At 66.1% G+C, this 16,360-nt stretch carries 16 protein-coding genes; 5 read left to right on the plus strand and 11 right to left on the minus strand.

What is annotated here, in order from left to right; genetic code table 11:
* The first annotated feature begins 78 nt into the window (after positions 1-78).
* Positions 79-750: a hypothetical protein gene (locus MNBBLIKP_RS16200; RefSeq protein ID WP_088311315.1), complete on the plus strand. Its 672-nt coding sequence runs from the start codon at positions 79-81 to the stop codon at positions 748-750.
* Here MNBBLIKP_RS16200 and MNBBLIKP_RS16205 read toward each other — a convergent pair.
* Positions 747-1,379 (minus strand): glutathione S-transferase family protein, encoded by a 633-nt coding sequence (locus tag MNBBLIKP_RS16205; protein WP_088311316.1) that lies wholly within the window; start codon positions 1,377-1,379, stop codon positions 747-749. The two genes, MNBBLIKP_RS16200 and MNBBLIKP_RS16205, sit on opposite strands and share 4 nt — an antisense overlap.
* A 275-nt stretch (positions 1,380-1,654) precedes the next feature.
* On the opposite strand from MNBBLIKP_RS16205, the gene MNBBLIKP_RS16210 reads away from it, so the two are divergent.
* Entirely contained in the window at positions 1,655-2,326 is a 672-nt protein-coding gene (locus MNBBLIKP_RS16210) for an energy transducer TonB (RefSeq protein ID WP_088311317.1), read from the plus strand.
* Positions 2,327-2,355: 29 nt separating this feature from the next.
* Here the strand turns inward: MNBBLIKP_RS16210 and MNBBLIKP_RS16215 are convergent, their stop codons facing one another.
* Complete coding sequence (locus tag MNBBLIKP_RS16215) at positions 2,356-3,489, minus strand: citrate synthase (RefSeq protein ID WP_088311318.1); 1,134 nt, start codon at positions 3,487-3,489, stop codon at positions 2,356-2,358.
* A gap of 187 nt (positions 3,490-3,676) precedes the next feature.
* On the opposite strand from MNBBLIKP_RS16215, the gene MNBBLIKP_RS16220 reads away from it, so the two are divergent.
* On the plus strand, positions 3,677-4,744 hold the full coding sequence (locus MNBBLIKP_RS16220) for a citrate synthase/methylcitrate synthase (RefSeq protein WP_217896700.1): 1,068 nt from the start codon (positions 3,677-3,679) through the stop codon (positions 4,742-4,744).
* 173 nt (positions 4,745-4,917) lie between these two features.
* On the opposite strand, the gene MNBBLIKP_RS16225 is transcribed toward MNBBLIKP_RS16220, so the two are convergent.
* From MNBBLIKP_RS16225 to MNBBLIKP_RS16235, 3 genes are all read right to left on the minus strand, one after another.
* Positions 4,918-5,769 (minus strand): alpha/beta fold hydrolase, encoded by an 852-nt coding sequence (locus tag MNBBLIKP_RS16225; protein WP_088311319.1) that lies wholly within the window; start codon positions 5,767-5,769, stop codon positions 4,918-4,920.
* An 86-nt stretch (positions 5,770-5,855) separates the two neighbouring features.
* On the minus strand, positions 5,856-6,029 hold the full coding sequence (locus MNBBLIKP_RS16230; RefSeq protein ID WP_088311320.1) for a rubredoxin: 174 nt from the start codon (positions 6,027-6,029) through the stop codon (positions 5,856-5,858).
* A gap of 13 nt (positions 6,030-6,042) precedes the next feature.
* On the minus strand, positions 6,043-7,314 hold the full coding sequence (locus tag MNBBLIKP_RS16235; RefSeq protein WP_088311321.1) for a cytochrome P450: 1,272 nt from the start codon (positions 7,312-7,314) through the stop codon (positions 6,043-6,045).
* An 85-nt stretch (positions 7,315-7,399) separates the two neighbouring features.
* Here MNBBLIKP_RS16235 and MNBBLIKP_RS16240 point away from each other — a divergent pair, with 85 nt between their 5' ends.
* Positions 7,400-8,053 carry a TetR/AcrR family transcriptional regulator gene (locus tag MNBBLIKP_RS16240; RefSeq protein ID WP_088311322.1) on the plus strand — a complete coding sequence of 218 codons (654 nt, stop codon included), beginning with the start codon at positions 7,400-7,402 and terminating at the stop codon, positions 8,051-8,053.
* 81 nt (positions 8,054-8,134) lie between these two features.
* Here the strand turns inward: MNBBLIKP_RS16240 and MNBBLIKP_RS16245 are convergent, their stop codons facing one another.
* From MNBBLIKP_RS16245 to MNBBLIKP_RS16255, 3 genes are read right to left on the minus strand one after another with little or no spacing between them, the layout of a single operon-like run.
* Positions 8,135-9,520: a PepSY-associated TM helix domain-containing protein gene (locus MNBBLIKP_RS16245; RefSeq protein ID WP_088311323.1), complete on the minus strand. Its 1,386-nt coding sequence runs from the start codon at positions 9,518-9,520 to the stop codon at positions 8,135-8,137.
* 5 nt (positions 9,521-9,525) lie between these two features.
* Complete coding sequence (locus MNBBLIKP_RS16250) at positions 9,526-11,787, minus strand: TonB-dependent receptor (RefSeq protein WP_088311324.1); 2,262 nt, start codon at positions 11,785-11,787, stop codon at positions 9,526-9,528.
* Between the two features lie 60 nt (positions 11,788-11,847).
* Positions 11,848-12,246, minus strand: a complete 399-nt coding sequence (locus MNBBLIKP_RS16255; protein ID WP_088311325.1) for a hypothetical protein — start codon at positions 12,244-12,246, stop codon at positions 11,848-11,850.
* Positions 12,247-12,357: 111 nt separating this feature from the next.
* On the opposite strand from MNBBLIKP_RS16255, the gene MNBBLIKP_RS16260 reads away from it, so the two are divergent.
* Positions 12,358-14,322 carry an alpha/beta hydrolase family protein gene (locus MNBBLIKP_RS16260; protein ID WP_140420633.1) on the plus strand — a complete coding sequence of 655 codons (1,965 nt, stop codon included), beginning with the start codon at positions 12,358-12,360 and terminating at the stop codon, positions 14,320-14,322.
* Between the two features lie 22 nt (positions 14,323-14,344).
* Here MNBBLIKP_RS16260 and MNBBLIKP_RS16265 read toward each other — a convergent pair whose 3' ends face one another.
* From MNBBLIKP_RS16265 to apaG, 3 genes are all read right to left on the minus strand, one after another.
* Complete coding sequence (locus tag MNBBLIKP_RS16265; RefSeq protein ID WP_088311327.1) at positions 14,345-14,971, minus strand: glutathione S-transferase family protein; 627 nt, start codon at positions 14,969-14,971, stop codon at positions 14,345-14,347.
* 30 nt (positions 14,972-15,001) lie between these two features.
* Positions 15,002-15,787 (minus strand): LysR family transcriptional regulator, encoded by a 786-nt coding sequence (locus MNBBLIKP_RS16270; RefSeq protein WP_088311328.1) that lies wholly within the window; start codon positions 15,785-15,787, stop codon positions 15,002-15,004.
* A 168-nt stretch (positions 15,788-15,955) separates the two neighbouring features.
* Complete coding sequence (gene apaG, locus MNBBLIKP_RS16275; RefSeq protein WP_088311329.1) at positions 15,956-16,354, minus strand: Co2+/Mg2+ efflux protein ApaG; 399 nt, start codon at positions 16,352-16,354, stop codon at positions 15,956-15,958.
* Between the last annotated feature and the right edge of the window lie 6 nt (positions 16,355-16,360).

A 16,360-nucleotide genomic window follows, 5' to 3' on the forward strand; every position in this document is an offset into this window, starting at 1 on the left:
TCCTACACACCCCCGCCTGTGTCATATCCCAAATCAGAACAAACAGGGAACTTTTTTGACCAGCCGGAGGCTCCACCTTTGCCACAGCCTGACAATACCCCGCACCCCGCCGCCAAGGCGCTGCAGTGCAAATCGCCCCGCCCCGGCCGCCGCACCAGCCGGACCGCTTTTACCGATCTGCCGCCAGAGCCGGACGATCCCTTGCTGGGGTTTGCGCCCTATCTGCACCGGGCGCCGCGGCGCAATTCGATTACGCCGGAGCGGCAGCGGGCCTTTATTGCGGCGCTGGCGGCGACGGGGATCGTGACGCAGGCGGCGCTGCGGATCGGGGCTTCGCTGGAGGCGCTCTACCGGCTGCGCAACCAGCCGGGGGCAGAGGCTTTTTCGGCGGCATGGGAAGCGGCGATTGATCGCGGGGTGGCGCGGCTGGAGGATTGCGCGCTGGAACGGGCGATTGCGGGGGAGCAGCGGCCGATTGTGCGCCAGGGCGAGGTGGTTGGCACCTGGACGCGGCATGACAATGCGCTGCTGATGTTCCTGCTGCGCCAGCGCCGGGCGCGGCGCTGGTATAGCGAGGCGGGCAGCTATGCCGCGCTGCGCCCCGGCCACCCGGTTTACGAGCGGCTGCGGGCCGAATGGTCGGGCGATGATGAAAGCGAGGAAGACGTGCTGGCTTCGATCACCCGCATGATCGAGGACATGCGCGACCGGCGCGAGGCGAATGAGGCCTTGCTGGCGGAAGAGGATTAAAGCGAAAAGCTCTCCCGCCCGGCCAGCCGGGCGCGCCAGGCGGTGATGGCGGGGCGGCCCGCGTTGGCATCGACTTTGACCCAGGCGGCGAAATCGAGCGCGACTCCGGCGGTGATGTCGGCCAGGGTAAAGCTGCCGGTGGCAACCCATTCGCGCCCCGTCATGTGCGCTTCGAACCGGTCCAGGAAATGCAGCAGGCGGGCGCGGCCACGCTCCGCCAGTTCGGGGATCTGGGCATAGTCGTTCGGCCCCGGCAGCGCGCGGCCGACCATGCCTTTGGCGGTGTTGCGCAGCACTTCGGCAATCGCCATGAAGCATTCGCCTTCGATCCGGCTGTTCCAGCTGGCGACTTCGGCCTTGTCCAGCGCCGTGCGGCCCAGCAATGGCGGTTCGGGCTGGTGGGCTTCGGCCCAGGCGGCGATCCCGGCGTTGTCGGTCAGCACCGCTCCCCCGTCCAGCACCAGCGCGGGGACGGTGCAGGCCGGGTTGATCGCGCGGAACACCTCGCCCAGCTGCTCCTGCGTGCCGAGATCGACCTGCACCGTATCATGCGCGATCCCCTTTTCCGCCAGCACGATCCGCGCGCGGCGCGGGCTGGGGGCGCGTTGGAAATCATACAATGTGGGCATCGGCCTCTCCTTTTTGGTTGGTCCGGCGGGGCCGGAACCGGGCAACACCGGCCCGCGCCCCCGGCCCGACCACCCGTTGATCGTACCCTATGGGTGGTCGGCCCGGAGGCGCGGGCTGGTGTTGCCCCTCGCGCAGGCGGGAAGCAAGCCCTTGTGGGTGACGTTACGGAAAGGGCTTGTCCTGCTCAATTGTCATGATATACTGTAACACATAACCAGCGCCGACTCGCTCTCGGGGTGGGAGCGGGCGGCGCCATAACCGAGAGGATGCCGCCATGGCCTATGCCGATACCGCTTCCGTCACCCGCAAAACCGGGACTTTCGCCGCCGTGCTGGCGCTGGAGGCCGGGCTGGCCTTTGCGCTGATCCAGGGCTTTGCGATGAAGGAGAACATCCGGGTGCAGGACAAGATCATCGGGATCTTCATCCCCAAGGAGCCGCCCAAGACCCCGCCGCCGCCCCCGCAGCCGCAGCAGCACACCAGGACCCAGGACAAGCCCCCGCTCACCGCGCCGGAAACCCCGTTCGACAGCCTCAAGGGCGATGGCGGCCTGACTTTCCCGACCGAGGGGATCGAACAGCCCGGCACCGGCGGGATTGCCGAGGCGAAGTTCCCGCCGATCGAGGAGCCCGCGCCGCGCGCCAGCTTTGCCCCGCGCTTTGCCAAGCCGCGCGGCAACCCCGGCGCGTGGGTCTCGGCCAACGATTACCCCTCGCGCGATCTGGGTGAAGGCAACGAAGGGCTGGTCCGGTTCCGGCTGGAAGTGACCGCGCAGGGCAAAGTCGCGCAGTGCAGCGTGCTCGCCACCAGCGGCTTCCCGGGGCTTGACGCGGCGACCTGCGACAAGCTCACCCGCCGCGCCAAGTTCGACCCCGCCAGCGATGAAACCGGCGCCGCCGTCCCCGGCAGCTACACCGGCGCGGTGCGCTGGGAGATACCCGAGTAAGGCCCCCCTTACCCGGCAGCCCCGTCCGGTCAGGGCCCGACCCGGGCCGGACGGGGCGCTCCGGTATACCGCGCCCGGGGCCGGATCACTGCCCCGCCCAGCGCTTGTTCAACCGCATGCGCCGCCCAGCCGATCGAGCGGCCGACTGCGAACAGTCGCAGCGGGCTGCGCGCGGGCAGGCCCAGTTTGCGGCTGAGTACCAGCAGCGCAAAATCGATGTTGGGCAGCCGCCCGGTCGCTTCGAATACCGCGTCGCGCAGCCGGGCGAGGCGCGGGCCGGGGGCGGCGCGGCGCAGCAGGGCGGCCGCGCGCGGATCGCCGCTGGGGTAGAGCGTGTGGCCGAACCCCGGCGGGGCCTGGCCAGAGGCAAGCCAGCGATCAACCGCCTCGCCCGCGCCGACCCGCTCTGCCTCTGCCGCCAAGGCCGCCAGCGCGTTGCCCGCCCCGCCGTGGCGCGGACCGCTGAGTGCGCCCATCCCCGCCAGCAGGCAGGCCGGGAGCGAGGCCCCGGTGCTGGCCGCCACCCGCGCTGCGAAAGTCGAAGGGTTGAGTTCATGGTCCGCCAGCAGGGCCAATGCCCGCCGCAGCAGATCCGCCCCCGCATCGTCGAGCCGCCACAGCGCCGCCAGCCGCAGATGCACCGGCCCTTCTCCGCCCGCACCCAGCGCCGTCACCAGCCGCGCCACCGCGCGCACTGCGTCTTGCGCCAGCTTGTCCGCGGGGCGGCCAACCGTGGGCTTCATGTCCCCCGCCAATTCGCCCAGCGCAACAAAGGGATCGCCGGGCGGGCCACTTGCGGGGAACACCGGCCTATCGGGCAAGTCCCACAGCAGGCGGGCGGAATCTTCAAACGTGGCGTGTTCGCACCACTCTGCCGCATCGTGCCCGCGATAGATCAGGCGGCCCTGAACCACGGTGGAGATTGCCGTGTCGATCACCGGTTCGCCCCAGGCGATCGCGCTGGCCGCAATCGCGGCTGGCCGCCGCCCGCGCCGCCGCTTGGCGATCAGCGCCACCACATCATCGCCGCGATAGAGGCTGCGGCGCGAATCCGCCGGATCGGCCCGCCGCGCCACCTGCCCGCGGCTGACATAGGCGTAGAGCGTCTGCGCGCGGATGCCGAGCGCGGACAAGGCTTCGGCGCGGGTCAGCCATTCGTTCATGCTTGCGCCCCTATTCTGCCCTCTCGATCCCCGTCACCCTGAACTTGGTTCAGGGTGACGATTGTGGGGTGGGAAGGTGTGGGGCGTGAAGTCTGCGCAATCATACATTGATTATATTGATCAAGATTGTTGATTGCAATTGCCGGGTCCACCTTCGCTGCAACTGCGAAGGAGAAGGAGATTCGCCATGATCCACAACGGGCTTGATGACATTATCGTCGCCGCCACGGTGCTGTCGGATGTTGACGGTGCCGCCGGGCAACTGGTGATCCGGGGGCACAGTCTGGACGAACTGGCCGGGCGGCAAAGCTTTGAACAGGTGCTGCACCTGTTGTGGCAGGGGTTCTTCCCCGATCTGCCAGACCCCGCCGCCCTGACTGCCCGGCTGGGCACGGCGCGGGCAGAAGTCTATGCCGCCACCGCTGCACTGCTGCCGCAGCTCGCCCGGCGCCCCGTCTATGACGCAATGCGCGCCGGGGCAGCGCTGCTGGGCGATGGCACCACGCTGGACGATGCCCTGCGGCTGGCTGCCGCGCCTGCGGTGCTGACCCCGGCGCTGCTGCGCCTGCAAGCAGGGGGCACTCCCCTGCCCCCCGATCCGGCGCTGGGCCATGCGGCAGATGTGGTGCGGATGTTGGGCCGCGATGGTGGTGCGGCGGCGCTCGACACGTACTTGGTTACGGTCTGCGATCACGGGCTCAACGCCTCAACCTTTGCCGCGCGGGTGGTCGCCTCGACCCAGGCGGGGCTGATGTCGTCCGTGCTGGCCGGGCTTGGCGCGCTGAAAGGCCCGCTTCACGGCGGCGCGCCGGGTCCGATCATCACCATGCTGGATGAAATCGCGGCTGAAGGTGACGCGCGCCGCTGGCTGGAGCGCGCGGTGCATGATGGCGAACGCCTGATGGGCTTTGGCCACCGCATCTACCGCACCCGCGATCCGCGCGCCGATGCGCTGAAAGCCGCCGTGGCAAAGCTGCCCAAAAGCGCCGGACGACTGGCCTTTGCCGAAGCGGTTGAGCGTGAGGCATTGGCAGTGCTGGCCGCGCACAAGCCGGGCCGGGTGCTGCAAACCAATGTCGAATTCTACACCGCGCTGCTGCTGGAAGCGGTGGGCTTTCCAGCGGAGGCCTTTACCGCTGTTTTCGCCATGGGCCGGGTCGCGGGCTGGCTGGCCCACGCGCGCGAACAGGCCCTGACCGGTCGGCTGATCCGCCCGCAGTCGGTCTATGTGAGTGAGGAGCAGGTGGCGGCGTGAGGCTGGCTGAACCCCCTCCTCTTCAGAGGAGGGGGTTGGGGGTGGTGCGGTTCCAGCACTGCCGCTTCATGCCGCCACCACCCCCCGGCCCCCTCCTCTGAAGAGGAGGGGGAGATGTCCCGCTACCNGCGGGACATCTCCCCCTCCTCTGAAGAGGAGGGGGAGATGTCCCGCTACCCCCCGCTCGGCATCACGCGCTGCAAAAATTCGATCACCGCGCCGTTGAATTCATCGTTCTTGTCGCCCGCCACCATATGCCCGGCGCCGCGAATGTCGGCGACTTCCAGCTTGGGGATGCGGCGATAGAGATCGGCGACGCCTTCATCGTCAACGATGTCGCTTTTCATGCCGCGCACTAGCAGGGTCGGCACCCGGTCAGTCCAGTCGGCGCGGTCCATGATGTTCAGAATGCCACTTGGATCGCCGCGCATGTCCTGCATCATGCGCGGGTCCCAATGCCAGTGATAGCGCCCGTCCGCGCCCAACCGCAGGTTCTTGTGCAGTCCCGACAGATCCTTGGGCCGGGGCCGCGCGGGATTGTAGGCGGCAATCGCGTCGGCCGCCTCCTCCAGATTGGCAAAGCCCTTGGGATTGGCGCTCATGAAGGCGCGGACCTTGTTCGCGCCTTCGATCCGCATCTTGGGCACAATATCGACCAGCACCAGCGCCGCAATCTCAAGGCCGTGGGTGGCCGCGACCAGCGCGGTGATCCCGCCCAGCGAAGCCCCGACCAGAGCCAGCGGACGGTTGGCATGGCTGCTGGCGATCGCGGTCAGATCATCGGCGCGCAGTTCCATCGGATAGGAACCATCGTGCGACCAGTCGCTCTCGCCATGCCCGCGCAGGTCATAATTGATCGCGAAGTATCCGGACTGGGCCAGCTGCAGTTCGGCCTTGGCCCACGAATGCCGCGTCTGCCCGCCGCCATGCCCCAGGATCACCGTGGGCGCATGGCGCGGCCCGGCGATGTCGGCGGCGAGCGTCAGGCCTTCGCCCACGGGAATGCGGATGGTTTCGGGTTGCATCGGCGCAAGGTTGCCGATGCCGGGGCATGGGTCAACGGGAATTTTAACCGGACGATTAAAAGGGCCTCATTCGCCGCGATTGCCCCTCAGTAATCGATCAGCTCAAAGTCCTGCTTCTCGCTGCCGCAATCGGGGCAGTACCAGTCATCCGGCAGATCCTCGAACCGGGTGCCGGGGGCAATGCCTTCCTCCGGCATCCCCAGCTCTTCGTCAAAGATCAGCCCGCAGTTGAGACAGCGGTATTTGCGATAGGGTTGCATGGCTGCTCGCTCCTCAATTCACCGCAAAGCGGATCGGCACGTGTTTGGGCCCGCACACGAAATTGGAGATCGTGCGTTCGCCCGTGCCGTTCATTTCGACTGACTTGATGCGCTTGAACAGCTCTTCCCACAAGATCCGCATTTCCATCCGCGCGAGGTGTTGGCCCAGGCAGACGTGGACGCCATAGCCGAACGCGATCTGCGGGTTCGCTTCGCGGTCGATGCGGAATTCGAACGGGTCGGCCCAGACCGCCTCGTCGCGGTTGCCCGATTGGTAGCTCAGCATCAGCCAGTCGTCCTTCCTGATCTGCTGCCCGCCGATCTCGCAATCGGCCACGGCGCTGCGCATGAAGTGCTTGACCGGCACTTCCCAGCGGATCGATTCCTCGACGAAGGCGTTGATCCGTTCGGGGCTCTCCTGCAGCTGCTTCAGCAGGTGCGGCCGTTCGGCCAGCGCCCACATCGCGCCCGCGGTGGTGTTGCTGGTGGTATCGTGCCCGGCAGTCGCGGCGATGATGTAATAGCCCATCAACTGCCGGTGGTTGAGATACTCGCCATCGATTTTCGCATTGGCGATCAGGCTGTTGACCTGCGAAGTTGGATTGGCCCGGAACTTGTCGGTGACCGCCTTGAAATAGTTCTCCAGCTCCATGGTGGTTTCCCACAGGCTCTTGAGCATTTCTTCCGGGCTGAGCTGGGCGCGGGCGCGGTTGAGTTCGGGGTCGGCGTTGTTGAACAGTTCCTGCGTCAGCTTGAGCATGAACGCTTCGTCCTCTTGCGGAACCCCCAGCACCTGCATGATCACCCGCAGCGGATAGAGGAACGCCACGTCGCTGGCGAAATCGCATTCGCCATCAAAGCTGAGCATGTGATCGACGAATTCGCGCGCGATTCCCCGGATCGTTTCCTCCAGCGGGCGGATCGCCTTGGGCGTGACGTGGGGGAACACGATCCCGCGCACGTCCTTGTGTTCCTTGCCATCCAGCGAGACGAGGCTGCGGATCAGGTTGGGTTCGCCCCCGGTCAGCATCTTGACCCGGGCGGTCGATTCATGGGTGGTCAGAAACGTGCTCTTGTCCCCGTTGTGGAAGATTTCGGGCTGGCGCTCGATCTCCTTGATGTCGGCGTGGCGGCTGACCACCCAGAACGGTTCCATGTCGTCCAGCTCAGCCTTGTCGAGCGGATGCCCGGCGCGGATCGCGGCGAAGGCCTGATCCACGATCTCACGCTTGGAATAGCTGTTGGGATCGATGATCGTGCGGGCCAGGTGTTCTGAAATTGCCATGGTCTTGTCCTTTGGGTGTCCGGCTGCGGCGCCGGAGTCGGGGTGCAGGCTAGAAAACAGTTGTTATACGGTCAACAACTAAGTTATGGTGCTTGCGATGGATCAGCTCGCCAGCCCTCCCCCGCTGCGCCGGACCCAGGCCGAACGCCGCGCGCAAAGCGAGGCGCGGCTCCTGGACGCGGCGGCGCAAATCATTGCCGAGGAAGGCTATCTGGCCTGCACGCTGGACCGGGTGGGCCTGCGCGCAGGTTTTTCGCGCGGACTGGCCAGCCGCAAGTACGGATCGAAGGACGGGCTGATCGAAGCCGTGATCTGGCGGGTATCGGCCCATGTCCACGCGCAGGTGGATCAGGCGATTGCCGGGGTGGCCGATCCGCTCGATCAGGTGCTGGCACTGTTTGACCGCTTCGTCGAACTGGCGCTCAGCGATACGGCGGTGCGCGCCTATTTCGTGCTGTTCAGCGCGATGATCGCCAACCGGCTGGAAACGCGCGCGGTGTTCGATCAGGTCCAGCAGCGCTTTGGTCAGCGGATCGAGGCGCTGGTGATTGCCGCGCAGGCGGCCGGGCGAGTGCCCCCTGCCCTGCCCGCTCCGCATGCCGCTTTCATGCTCGGCTGTCTGCTCGCCGGGATTGCGATCGAAACCGTGGCGGACGATAGCGCCCAGCCTGCGCCGCACGATCCGGCCGCGCTGCGCCGCGATCTGGGCCTGATGGTGCGGCGGGCGCTGGGGGGGTAGGACGCGAGGGTAGAAACCCCTCCGTCATTTGCTTGCGCAAATGCCACCTCCCCATTTGTGCTTCGCAAAAATGGAGAGGAGTTATGTGGTCCCCAGCCACCGCGCCAAGCGCGGCACGCGCTGCACCACCAGCGCATCGAGCATGGCCACGGCGAACAGCGAAAGCGTCAGCAGCGGCAGCAGCACCATCAGCACGACCAGCACCGCAGCGATCCCGCCGATCCGTGCCCTGACCGGCGGCAAGGGCGGCGCGCCCAGGGTGGTTTCGGGCTTGCGCCGACGCCACATCACAAAGCCGCTGACCGGCAGGATCACCAGGACAATCGCCGTCAGCAGCCCGATCAGCTGGTTGAACCAGCCCAGCAGCTGCCCTTCGTGCCAGGCGATGCCATAGGCCAGCACGCGGTCGATCACGTGCTTGTTGGCCTGCCCTTCGCGGCGCAGCTCCTTGCCGGTCATGGCGTCATAGCTGATCGAAACCCGCAAGGGCCGGTTGGCCGCATCGGAGCGCACGGTCCAGTCCGCGCTGCCCTTGCGCCCGAACCGCGCCGGGCCGCCCGGCGGCGTGACCAGCACCGGAAAAGCGAGGTGCTCGGCTTTGGCCTTGGCAACCATCTCGCTCAGCCGGATCGGGGCCATTCCGCCGTGGCCCATGGCCGCGTGATTCATCGCCGTGTGGTCCATCCCCGCCATCGACGCTGCCATCGCTGCATGGTCATGTTCGGCGTGGGGATCGCCCACGGGCGTGCCGCCAATGGTCCAGTCCTGCGCGCCTTTGACCCAGCCCAGCTCTTCGCGCACCGCCTTGAACGCGCTGCCCCAGGCGTGGGCCCAGGGCAGGCCGGTGAACAGCAGCACCAGCGCCAGGCCGGAAACCCAGAATCCCCCCACCGCATGCAGATCGCGCCAGAACAGCCGCCCCTTGCCGCCCAGCCGTGGGTAGAGCACTCCCGCCAGTCCCCGGCCCCGCGGCCACCACAGGTATAGCCCCGACAGGATCAGCACGATCGCCCAGCTCGCCGCAATCTCCACCACCCAGCTGCCCGGATGGCCCAGCAGCAGCTGGCCGTGCAGCTTCTGCACCACTTCGCTGATCATCGTTTCCGGATCACGGCTGCCCAGCACACGCCCTTGCGGCGAGACGAACACGTCGCGCATCTCGCCCCCCGGCAGGGCCAGGTGCAGCATGGCCGCGTCACCCGGTTCTTCCGGCAGGCGATAGGAATGGAACGTCGCGCCCGGATAGGCCCGCAGCGCGGCCTGCAACTGCGCATCGGGCGAGAGTTCCCCCGCCACGGACAGGCCGCGATAGTGCCGTTCCTGCCAGTGATCGATCTGCGGCTTGAACAGAAACACCGCCCCGGTCAGCGCCAGCAGCAGCACCATCGGCATGACCACCAGCCCGGCATAGAAATGCCAGCGCCACTGCAGCCGATAGAGCGCAGTCGTTTGTTGATTGTCGGCCATCACACTTACCACTTCACTTTAAGATCGGCCACGAAGCTGCGCTGCGGCAGTGGGTGCGCGACGTAGGCCTGATAATTGAGCAGGTTGTCGATCCCCAGACTGAGCTGCGCCGCCGGGGTGACATCCCACGACAGCCGGGTATCGAACGTCACATATTCGCTCTGGAAGCCATAGGCCCGCCCGCGCTGCAGTCCGAACAGGTCCGAATTGGGCCGCGAGGCCGCGCGCCAGCCAAGCGACACTTTCAGCGGAGCGGCAATCCGGTAACGCAGGTTGCCATTGCTGCGCCACGCGGGAATGCGCGGGAATTGCACCCCTTCGGCGGCGGGCGCGGCTGCGTTCTTGACTGTCTTCGCGCTGATCCACGCCAGATTGGCATCAAGGTCCAGCCCCGGCAGCAAGTCCTTCGCTTCAAGGATCAGCTCCGCCCCATACTGCCGCACCCGGTCAACATTCTTGTAGCTGGAAACCACGGTGCCGAACTGGTTGAGCCCCTGAAAGCTGAAAATCGCGTCCCTGATGTTCTGATAGAACAGCGACGCCGTCAGCCGCACCGGGCCGCTGCCATAACGCAGGATCAGGTTGGCATCCTCGCTGCGTTCGGCTTTCAGGTTCGGGTCGAAGCTCTGCGGGTCGATCCCCTGCGTGATGTCGTCAAACCGGCCCTGGAACAGCTCACCCACCGTCGGGAAACGCTTGGCGCTGCCAAGGCTGAACTGGACCGCCAGATCCGGCGTGACTTGCCCCTGAAGGCTAAGCTTGGGGCTGATCGAATCGTCGCTGCGGTCCGGATAGGCATCGTCCTTGCGCGCTCCGGCATAGAGCTTGGCGATCCCGCCACCATAGGCCCGCCAGCGGTCATAGCGCAGGCCGCCAGTCAGCACCCAGTCATTGCCAAGGTCCACCGCGTCTTCCGCCCAGACGCCCCACAGGCTGGTCTTGCCATAAGTCGCGGCGCTGATGGTCGGAGCGGTTGCGGCGTTCCAGACGGTGGTGGTGAAGGTATCGGTGTTCGTCTCATAGAGATTGGCCTGCGCGCCAAAGGCCAGCTTGTGTGCGCCCAGTCGCCGTTCCAGCGCCAGATCGCCGGTGTACCAGCCGGGATTGCGCGACAGCGACTGCGTGCCCGCACCATTTGCCGCGCCGGTCAGGTAATCCTTGCTGGACCGCGCATCCCAGTGCGGGATCCAGAAGCGCGACAGGTTGAGCGCCATGTCCCAGCCCGCGAGCGGCCCGGCCAGCTTGACCCCGGCCAGATATTCGCGCCGCCGGGTCCTGGACATGGTCAGCCCGGCGGCATTCCAGGTCTTGCCGGCGAAGCTTACCTTGCCTTGCGGCACGGCGGCTCCGGTTGTGACATTGGTCAGCCATGACACCGGCTTCAGCAGATCCTGCTGCGTCCACCAGACCATGCCCAGCACACCAATCTGCCAGCCGCCGCCTGCCTCATAGCCCAGCCGCAGCCGCAACTGGTCCTGCGTCACGTCCACCGGACTCGCCGCGCCGAACACGGGCGCAGCTTCGCGCGGGTCGGCATAGGCCCCGGTTACTGCCGGGCCGGTGCCGGTGGTGGCGGAGAGCAGGTTATAGGTCATCGATTGGCCGGTATTGCGGAAATGCCGGAACGAACCGCGCGCGCTCCACTTTGAATTGGCGGGTTTCAGCGTGAACCCGCCTTCCACGCTGTAGCCGCTGAAGGTCTGGTCAAAACCATACTCCCTGAACGGCATGACCATGCCCTGCACCGTGGCATAGGCGCTGGTCTCCTTGGGCTCCTGCGTGGTGACAGAGATCACCCCGCCCATCGAATTGCCGCCATAGCGCGCCGAATAGGGGCCATAGACGATGTCGAACTGGCGCACTTCGGAAGGGCCGACCACGTTCCACTTGGGCGGATAGTCATAGCGGTTGCCCAGGAAGTTGGAGACGACAAACCCGTCCACCATCACGATCGTCCGCGCGCTTTGCACCGTGTTGGTCCCGCGCAGCGCGACCACCGCGTTGTCATCCCCGGCAAAGCGTTTGCGCACGAAGAAGTTGGGGGCATATTTCATCAGATCTTCGACATTGACCGCGTTGACCGCCTCGAAATTCTCGCGGTCCAGCGATACCGACAGGCCGCGCGGGACCACAGTAACGGGCGCATCCTTTTGCCCGACAACGATGATCATGGCATCCGCCTCCGCAGTCTCTTCGGCCAGTACGGGACAGGACAGGGCAAGCGCAGAAATGCACGCAGAAGCGCGCAGCACAGGTTTGATAGACATGGGTAATCCGCTTTGATTGCATGAACGACATGGCCCGCGCATGGCAGGCCGCGATCGGGTTCAGGCGTTAAGCGGTGGTCCGGTCTGGTACGGTGGCGGTGCGGCCAGGCCGCGGCCGACGCCCACCAATTGCGCGGCAAAGGGCCGCATGGTTGCAGGCTGGCCCGGCAATGCCGCAACAAGCACGGGCGGCGGCACATCCAGCGCGGCGGCCATGGCGGCAAAAGCGCAGGGCTGGTGCTTGTCCGGACTGTCCTTGCCCGCGCCGTGGTCCTCCAGCGGAACCACGATCTGCTGGGGCGTGCCGCTGGCATCGGCGCAGAGCGTGACGGTAATCGACCGCCCCTCGCCCGTGGCCATATAGCCCGCCGGGACCAGCGCGCGCACGGCCAGCGCCAGGGCCAGCAGCATGACCGCCAGGGCCGGGTTGTGCAGCAGGATCCGTCGCAGTGCGCGCATGGCCCATGCCCCTAGACCGCGTTGTGATTATTGTCACCACCACATTTGTCGCGCCTTGCCTTTTGCAACGATCCCAATAGCCTGCTGCCCCAGGGAAAGCAGGAGGCATGGATGGGACTGTGGCGCAATCTGACTGGCGCGGTGGCTCTGCTGCTCCTTTCCAGCCCGCTCACCGCCCAGACACCCGCGCCGACCGCTCCGGCCGAACAGACCCGCCCCGCCCAGATCCCGACCAAGGCCTTCGCCTCGTCCAGCGGGATTTCCGACATGATGCTCTCGCCCGATGGCAACCGCATCGCGGTGCGCGCCACCTTTGAAGGCAAGGTCAGCCTTGCGATCCTTGATGCCGCCAACTCTGCTGCACTGCAAAAGCTGCCTGTTGCGGCCAAGACCGAGCTTGAATGGTTCCGCTGGGCCGGGAATGACAAGATGCTGATGTCAATATCGACCACGGTGCCGTGGTTCGATGACGAGGCCAAGCTTACCCGCCTCTACTGGTTTGATATTGCCACGGGACGGATCAATATCATCGCCCGCAAGGAGCAGGGCCTGCTGGGCGATGACCTGCTCTATACCGATCCCGCCGGGCAATATGTGCTGCTGGCGATCCAGCGCACGATCTATGACTATCCGTCGGTCTGGCAGTTTCCGCTGGTGGCCGATGCGGGCAAGCAGGCCAAGCAGGTCCAGCCACAAAAGCCCGGGGTGTGGGACTGGTACGCCGACGATCAGGGCAATGTGCGCGTCGGGTTCGAAGTCATGCCCAGCCGCAAATTGCGGATCTGGTACCGGTCCAAACCGGTCGACGAACTCAAGATGATCGCCAAGCTCGACGAGAATTCGTCGGAGGATGATTACATCGACGTGCTGCAGATTTTCAGCGCCAGCGATGAAGGCTATGTGCTGAAAAAGGATGACAGCGGCCGGGTGGCGCTGCGCAAGTTCAACTATGCCACCCGCCAGGTCGGCGAAACGGTCTATGCCGCCCCCGGCTGGGACGTGACCGATGTCGATATCGATCAGGCCGGCAAAGTCACCGCCGCCTATTACACCGATGACCGCGACAAGGTGGTGTGGTTCGAACCCAAAATGAAAGCCATCCAGACCCGGCTGGAACGCGCGCTGAAAGGCAGCGACGTGTGGGTGTTTTCACGGGCGAAGGACGATTCGCGGATGCTGGTCTGGGCCGGGCATGAGGATGATCCCGGCGGAACCTATATCTACACCGCCGCCAAGGCGACGCTTGACCCCTTGGTCGTCAGCGTGCCCGAGGTTGACCGGGGCTTGCTCGCCACCCCCAGGCCGATCAGCTTTACCGCCCGCGACAAGACCGCGATCCACGGCTACCTGACCCTGCCGCGCGGGCGCACGCCCAAGGGCTTGCCGCTGGTGATCATGCCCCACGGCGGGCCATACTGGGTGCGCGACAAGCTCGAATACAACACCGAAGTGCAACTGCTCGCCAATCGCGGCTATGTCGTGCTCCAGCCCAACTTTCGCGGCAGCGAGGGCTATGGCGAGAAATTCGACGAACTGGGCCGCGGCCAGATCGGCCGGGCGATGCAGGACGATCTTGACGATGCGATGGACTGGGCCGTGGCGCAGGGAATTGCCGATCCCAAGCGGGTCTGCCTGGTCGGGGCCAGTTACGGCGGCTATGCCGCGCTGTGGGGGGTGATCCGCAACCCTGAACGCTACCGCTGCGCTGCCAGCTTTGCCGGAGTGACCGACTGGAAACGCCAGCTCAAATACTCCAGCAGCTTCCTCGCCCCCAAGGGCAAGAGCAAGTGGCGCGCACGGGTGGTGGGCGATGACACCAAGTTCGATCTCGACCTGGTTTCACCTGTGGTCCAGGCCGCGCGCCTGACCCGCCCGGTTCTGCTGACCCACGGCGATGCGGACACCACTGTCCCCTACAAGCAGTTCCGCCTGTTCCGCGATGCCACAGCCAAGACCGGCCTGGTCGAATCCGTGACTTTCGCCGAAGAGGCCCACGGCTTTGACAAGCCCGAGAATGAAACGCTGTGGTATGACCGGCTGGAAGCCTTTCTGAAAAAGCACAATCCGCCGGACTAGGCTCTGCTTGGCCGTCCCTCAATCAGCTGGGCGGAATGAACGTCTGGCTGATCGCCTGGAATTCGCCGCGCGCCTCGGCCCGGGTGCTGTGGTCCTGCAGGGCGGGATAGTCGCTCAGGCGGACGAGGTGGGCATAGGCTTCGGACAGGAACCGCACCACGCAGGCAGCGGCAATGTCATCGTGGCCTGGCGTTGCGCCATGCCACCAGTCGCCGCTGCGTGCCGCCGCTGCTTGCTCCAGCGCAGCAAGGCCGGCCGTGATCTGGCCTTCGCTGCGGGTGACAAAGGCGGGATCGAGGCGCGGCGCGAACAGCCGGGCATAGAAGAACGCAACCGCCTTGTCCGCCGTGCCCGTGGCCAGTGCGATCCGGCGCAGTGCGGCGCGGCGATCGGGCCCCGCCGCCGCGATCAGCGCGCGGTCGCGGCCGTGAAGTTCATCAAGGTGATCAAGGATCGCGCCGCTGTCGATCAGCGCTTCGCCGCTGTCCAGCACCAGACACGGCACCCGGCGCAGCGGGTTGTGCTGCACGAACCGTTCCCAATCGCCAAAAGTGGACCAGGGCAAATGCTCAAACGGGATGCCATAGCGCGTCAGGGCAATGCCGACGCGGCGGACAAAGGGGCTGTCATACTGGCCGATCAGTTGCATCCGGCCAAGCTAACCGGATCGCCGCCAAGGTCAATTACCGGTCAGAAACCCGACCAGCGCCTTGACCTTTTTCTGCCGCCACTGCGGCGTGGGCGCGACCAGCCAGTAGCCGTGGCGCGTGTCCACCGCGGCGCCGGTTTCGGCCAGCCGCCCAACCTCGATCCAGCTTTGCGCCAGCAGCGCCGGAACGCGGGCCTTGCCCATCCCGGCAACGGCGGCGGCCATGGCCTGCCCTGCATCGGTTACGCTCAGCGGCGGGCTCTCCCCCTCGCCATGCGGGGCGGGATCGCCGGGCCACGCGATCCAGCAGCCATGGCCGACCTCAACCTGCCCCGGCGCACCCAGCGCCGCGCCTTCCAGATTGCCCGGCCCTTCGGCCCAGCGCACCGCGAGATCAAGGTTCGCCTCGGTAAAATCGGCGTCTTCGTCGCTCACCATGTTGAAGCGCACTTCGGGGTTGTCAGCGCGAAACCTGGCGAGGCGCGGGGCGAGCCAGGTGGCAAAGAATTCACGCGGGGCGGCGATGGTATAGACGTGGCTTGATTGCCCCGCCTGCATCATCTGCACCGCGTCCTCGAAATGCAGGAACCCGGTGCGCAGCGCTTCCAGCCCGGCCATGGCTTCTTCGGTCAGTTCCAGCCCTTTGGGCGTGCGGCGGAACAGCACTACGCCCAGCACATCTTCCAGCGCGCGGATCTGCTGACCCACGGCGGCGGGAGTCACCGCCAGCTCGTCCGCCGCGCGCGTGAACGACAGGTGCCGCGCGGCGGCATCGAACACGCGCAGGGCGTTGAGGGGCAGATGAGTCCGCTTCATGCCGCTTCCCTATGGGGAGACGGGACTTGGGGCAAGTGGCACAAGATCCGCCCCCTGTGGGCGAGGTGGCAGGACGAAGTCCTGACGGAAGGGGAACGGGGCGCGGCCATGCCCCCTCCGCCTCGTTTCACTCGGCACCTCCCCCACAGGGGGAGGATCTGACGAAAATCACCCCGCCGTGGCAGGTGCGGCCAGCGGGAAAAACGGGATCGCCACTTCGAACATTTCGCCATTTTCGCGGCGGAAATTGTAGTGTCCGGCCATGTTGCCGTGCGGCGTGGTGAGCGGGCAGCCAGAAACGTAATCGTGGCTCTGCCCTGGGGCGAGCGTGGGCTGTTCGCCCACCACCCCGTCCCCCTCGACGTGATTGACCATGCCGCGCCCGTCGGTGATTTTCCAGAACCGGCTGATCAGCTGGACCGTCTGGTCAGAGCCGTTCTCGATCCGGATGTGGTACACCCAGAACCATTTACCCGCTTCGATCCGCGATTGCTCAGGCAGAAAATTCACCGCGACGCGCACGGTGATGCCCTGGGTTACGGCGGCGTGTTGGAACAGCTCCTTCATGGGTGC

The organism is Novosphingobium sp. B 225 (assembly GCF_002198665.1).
Classification (GTDB): domain Bacteria; phylum Pseudomonadota; class Alphaproteobacteria; order Sphingomonadales; family Sphingomonadaceae; genus Novosphingobium.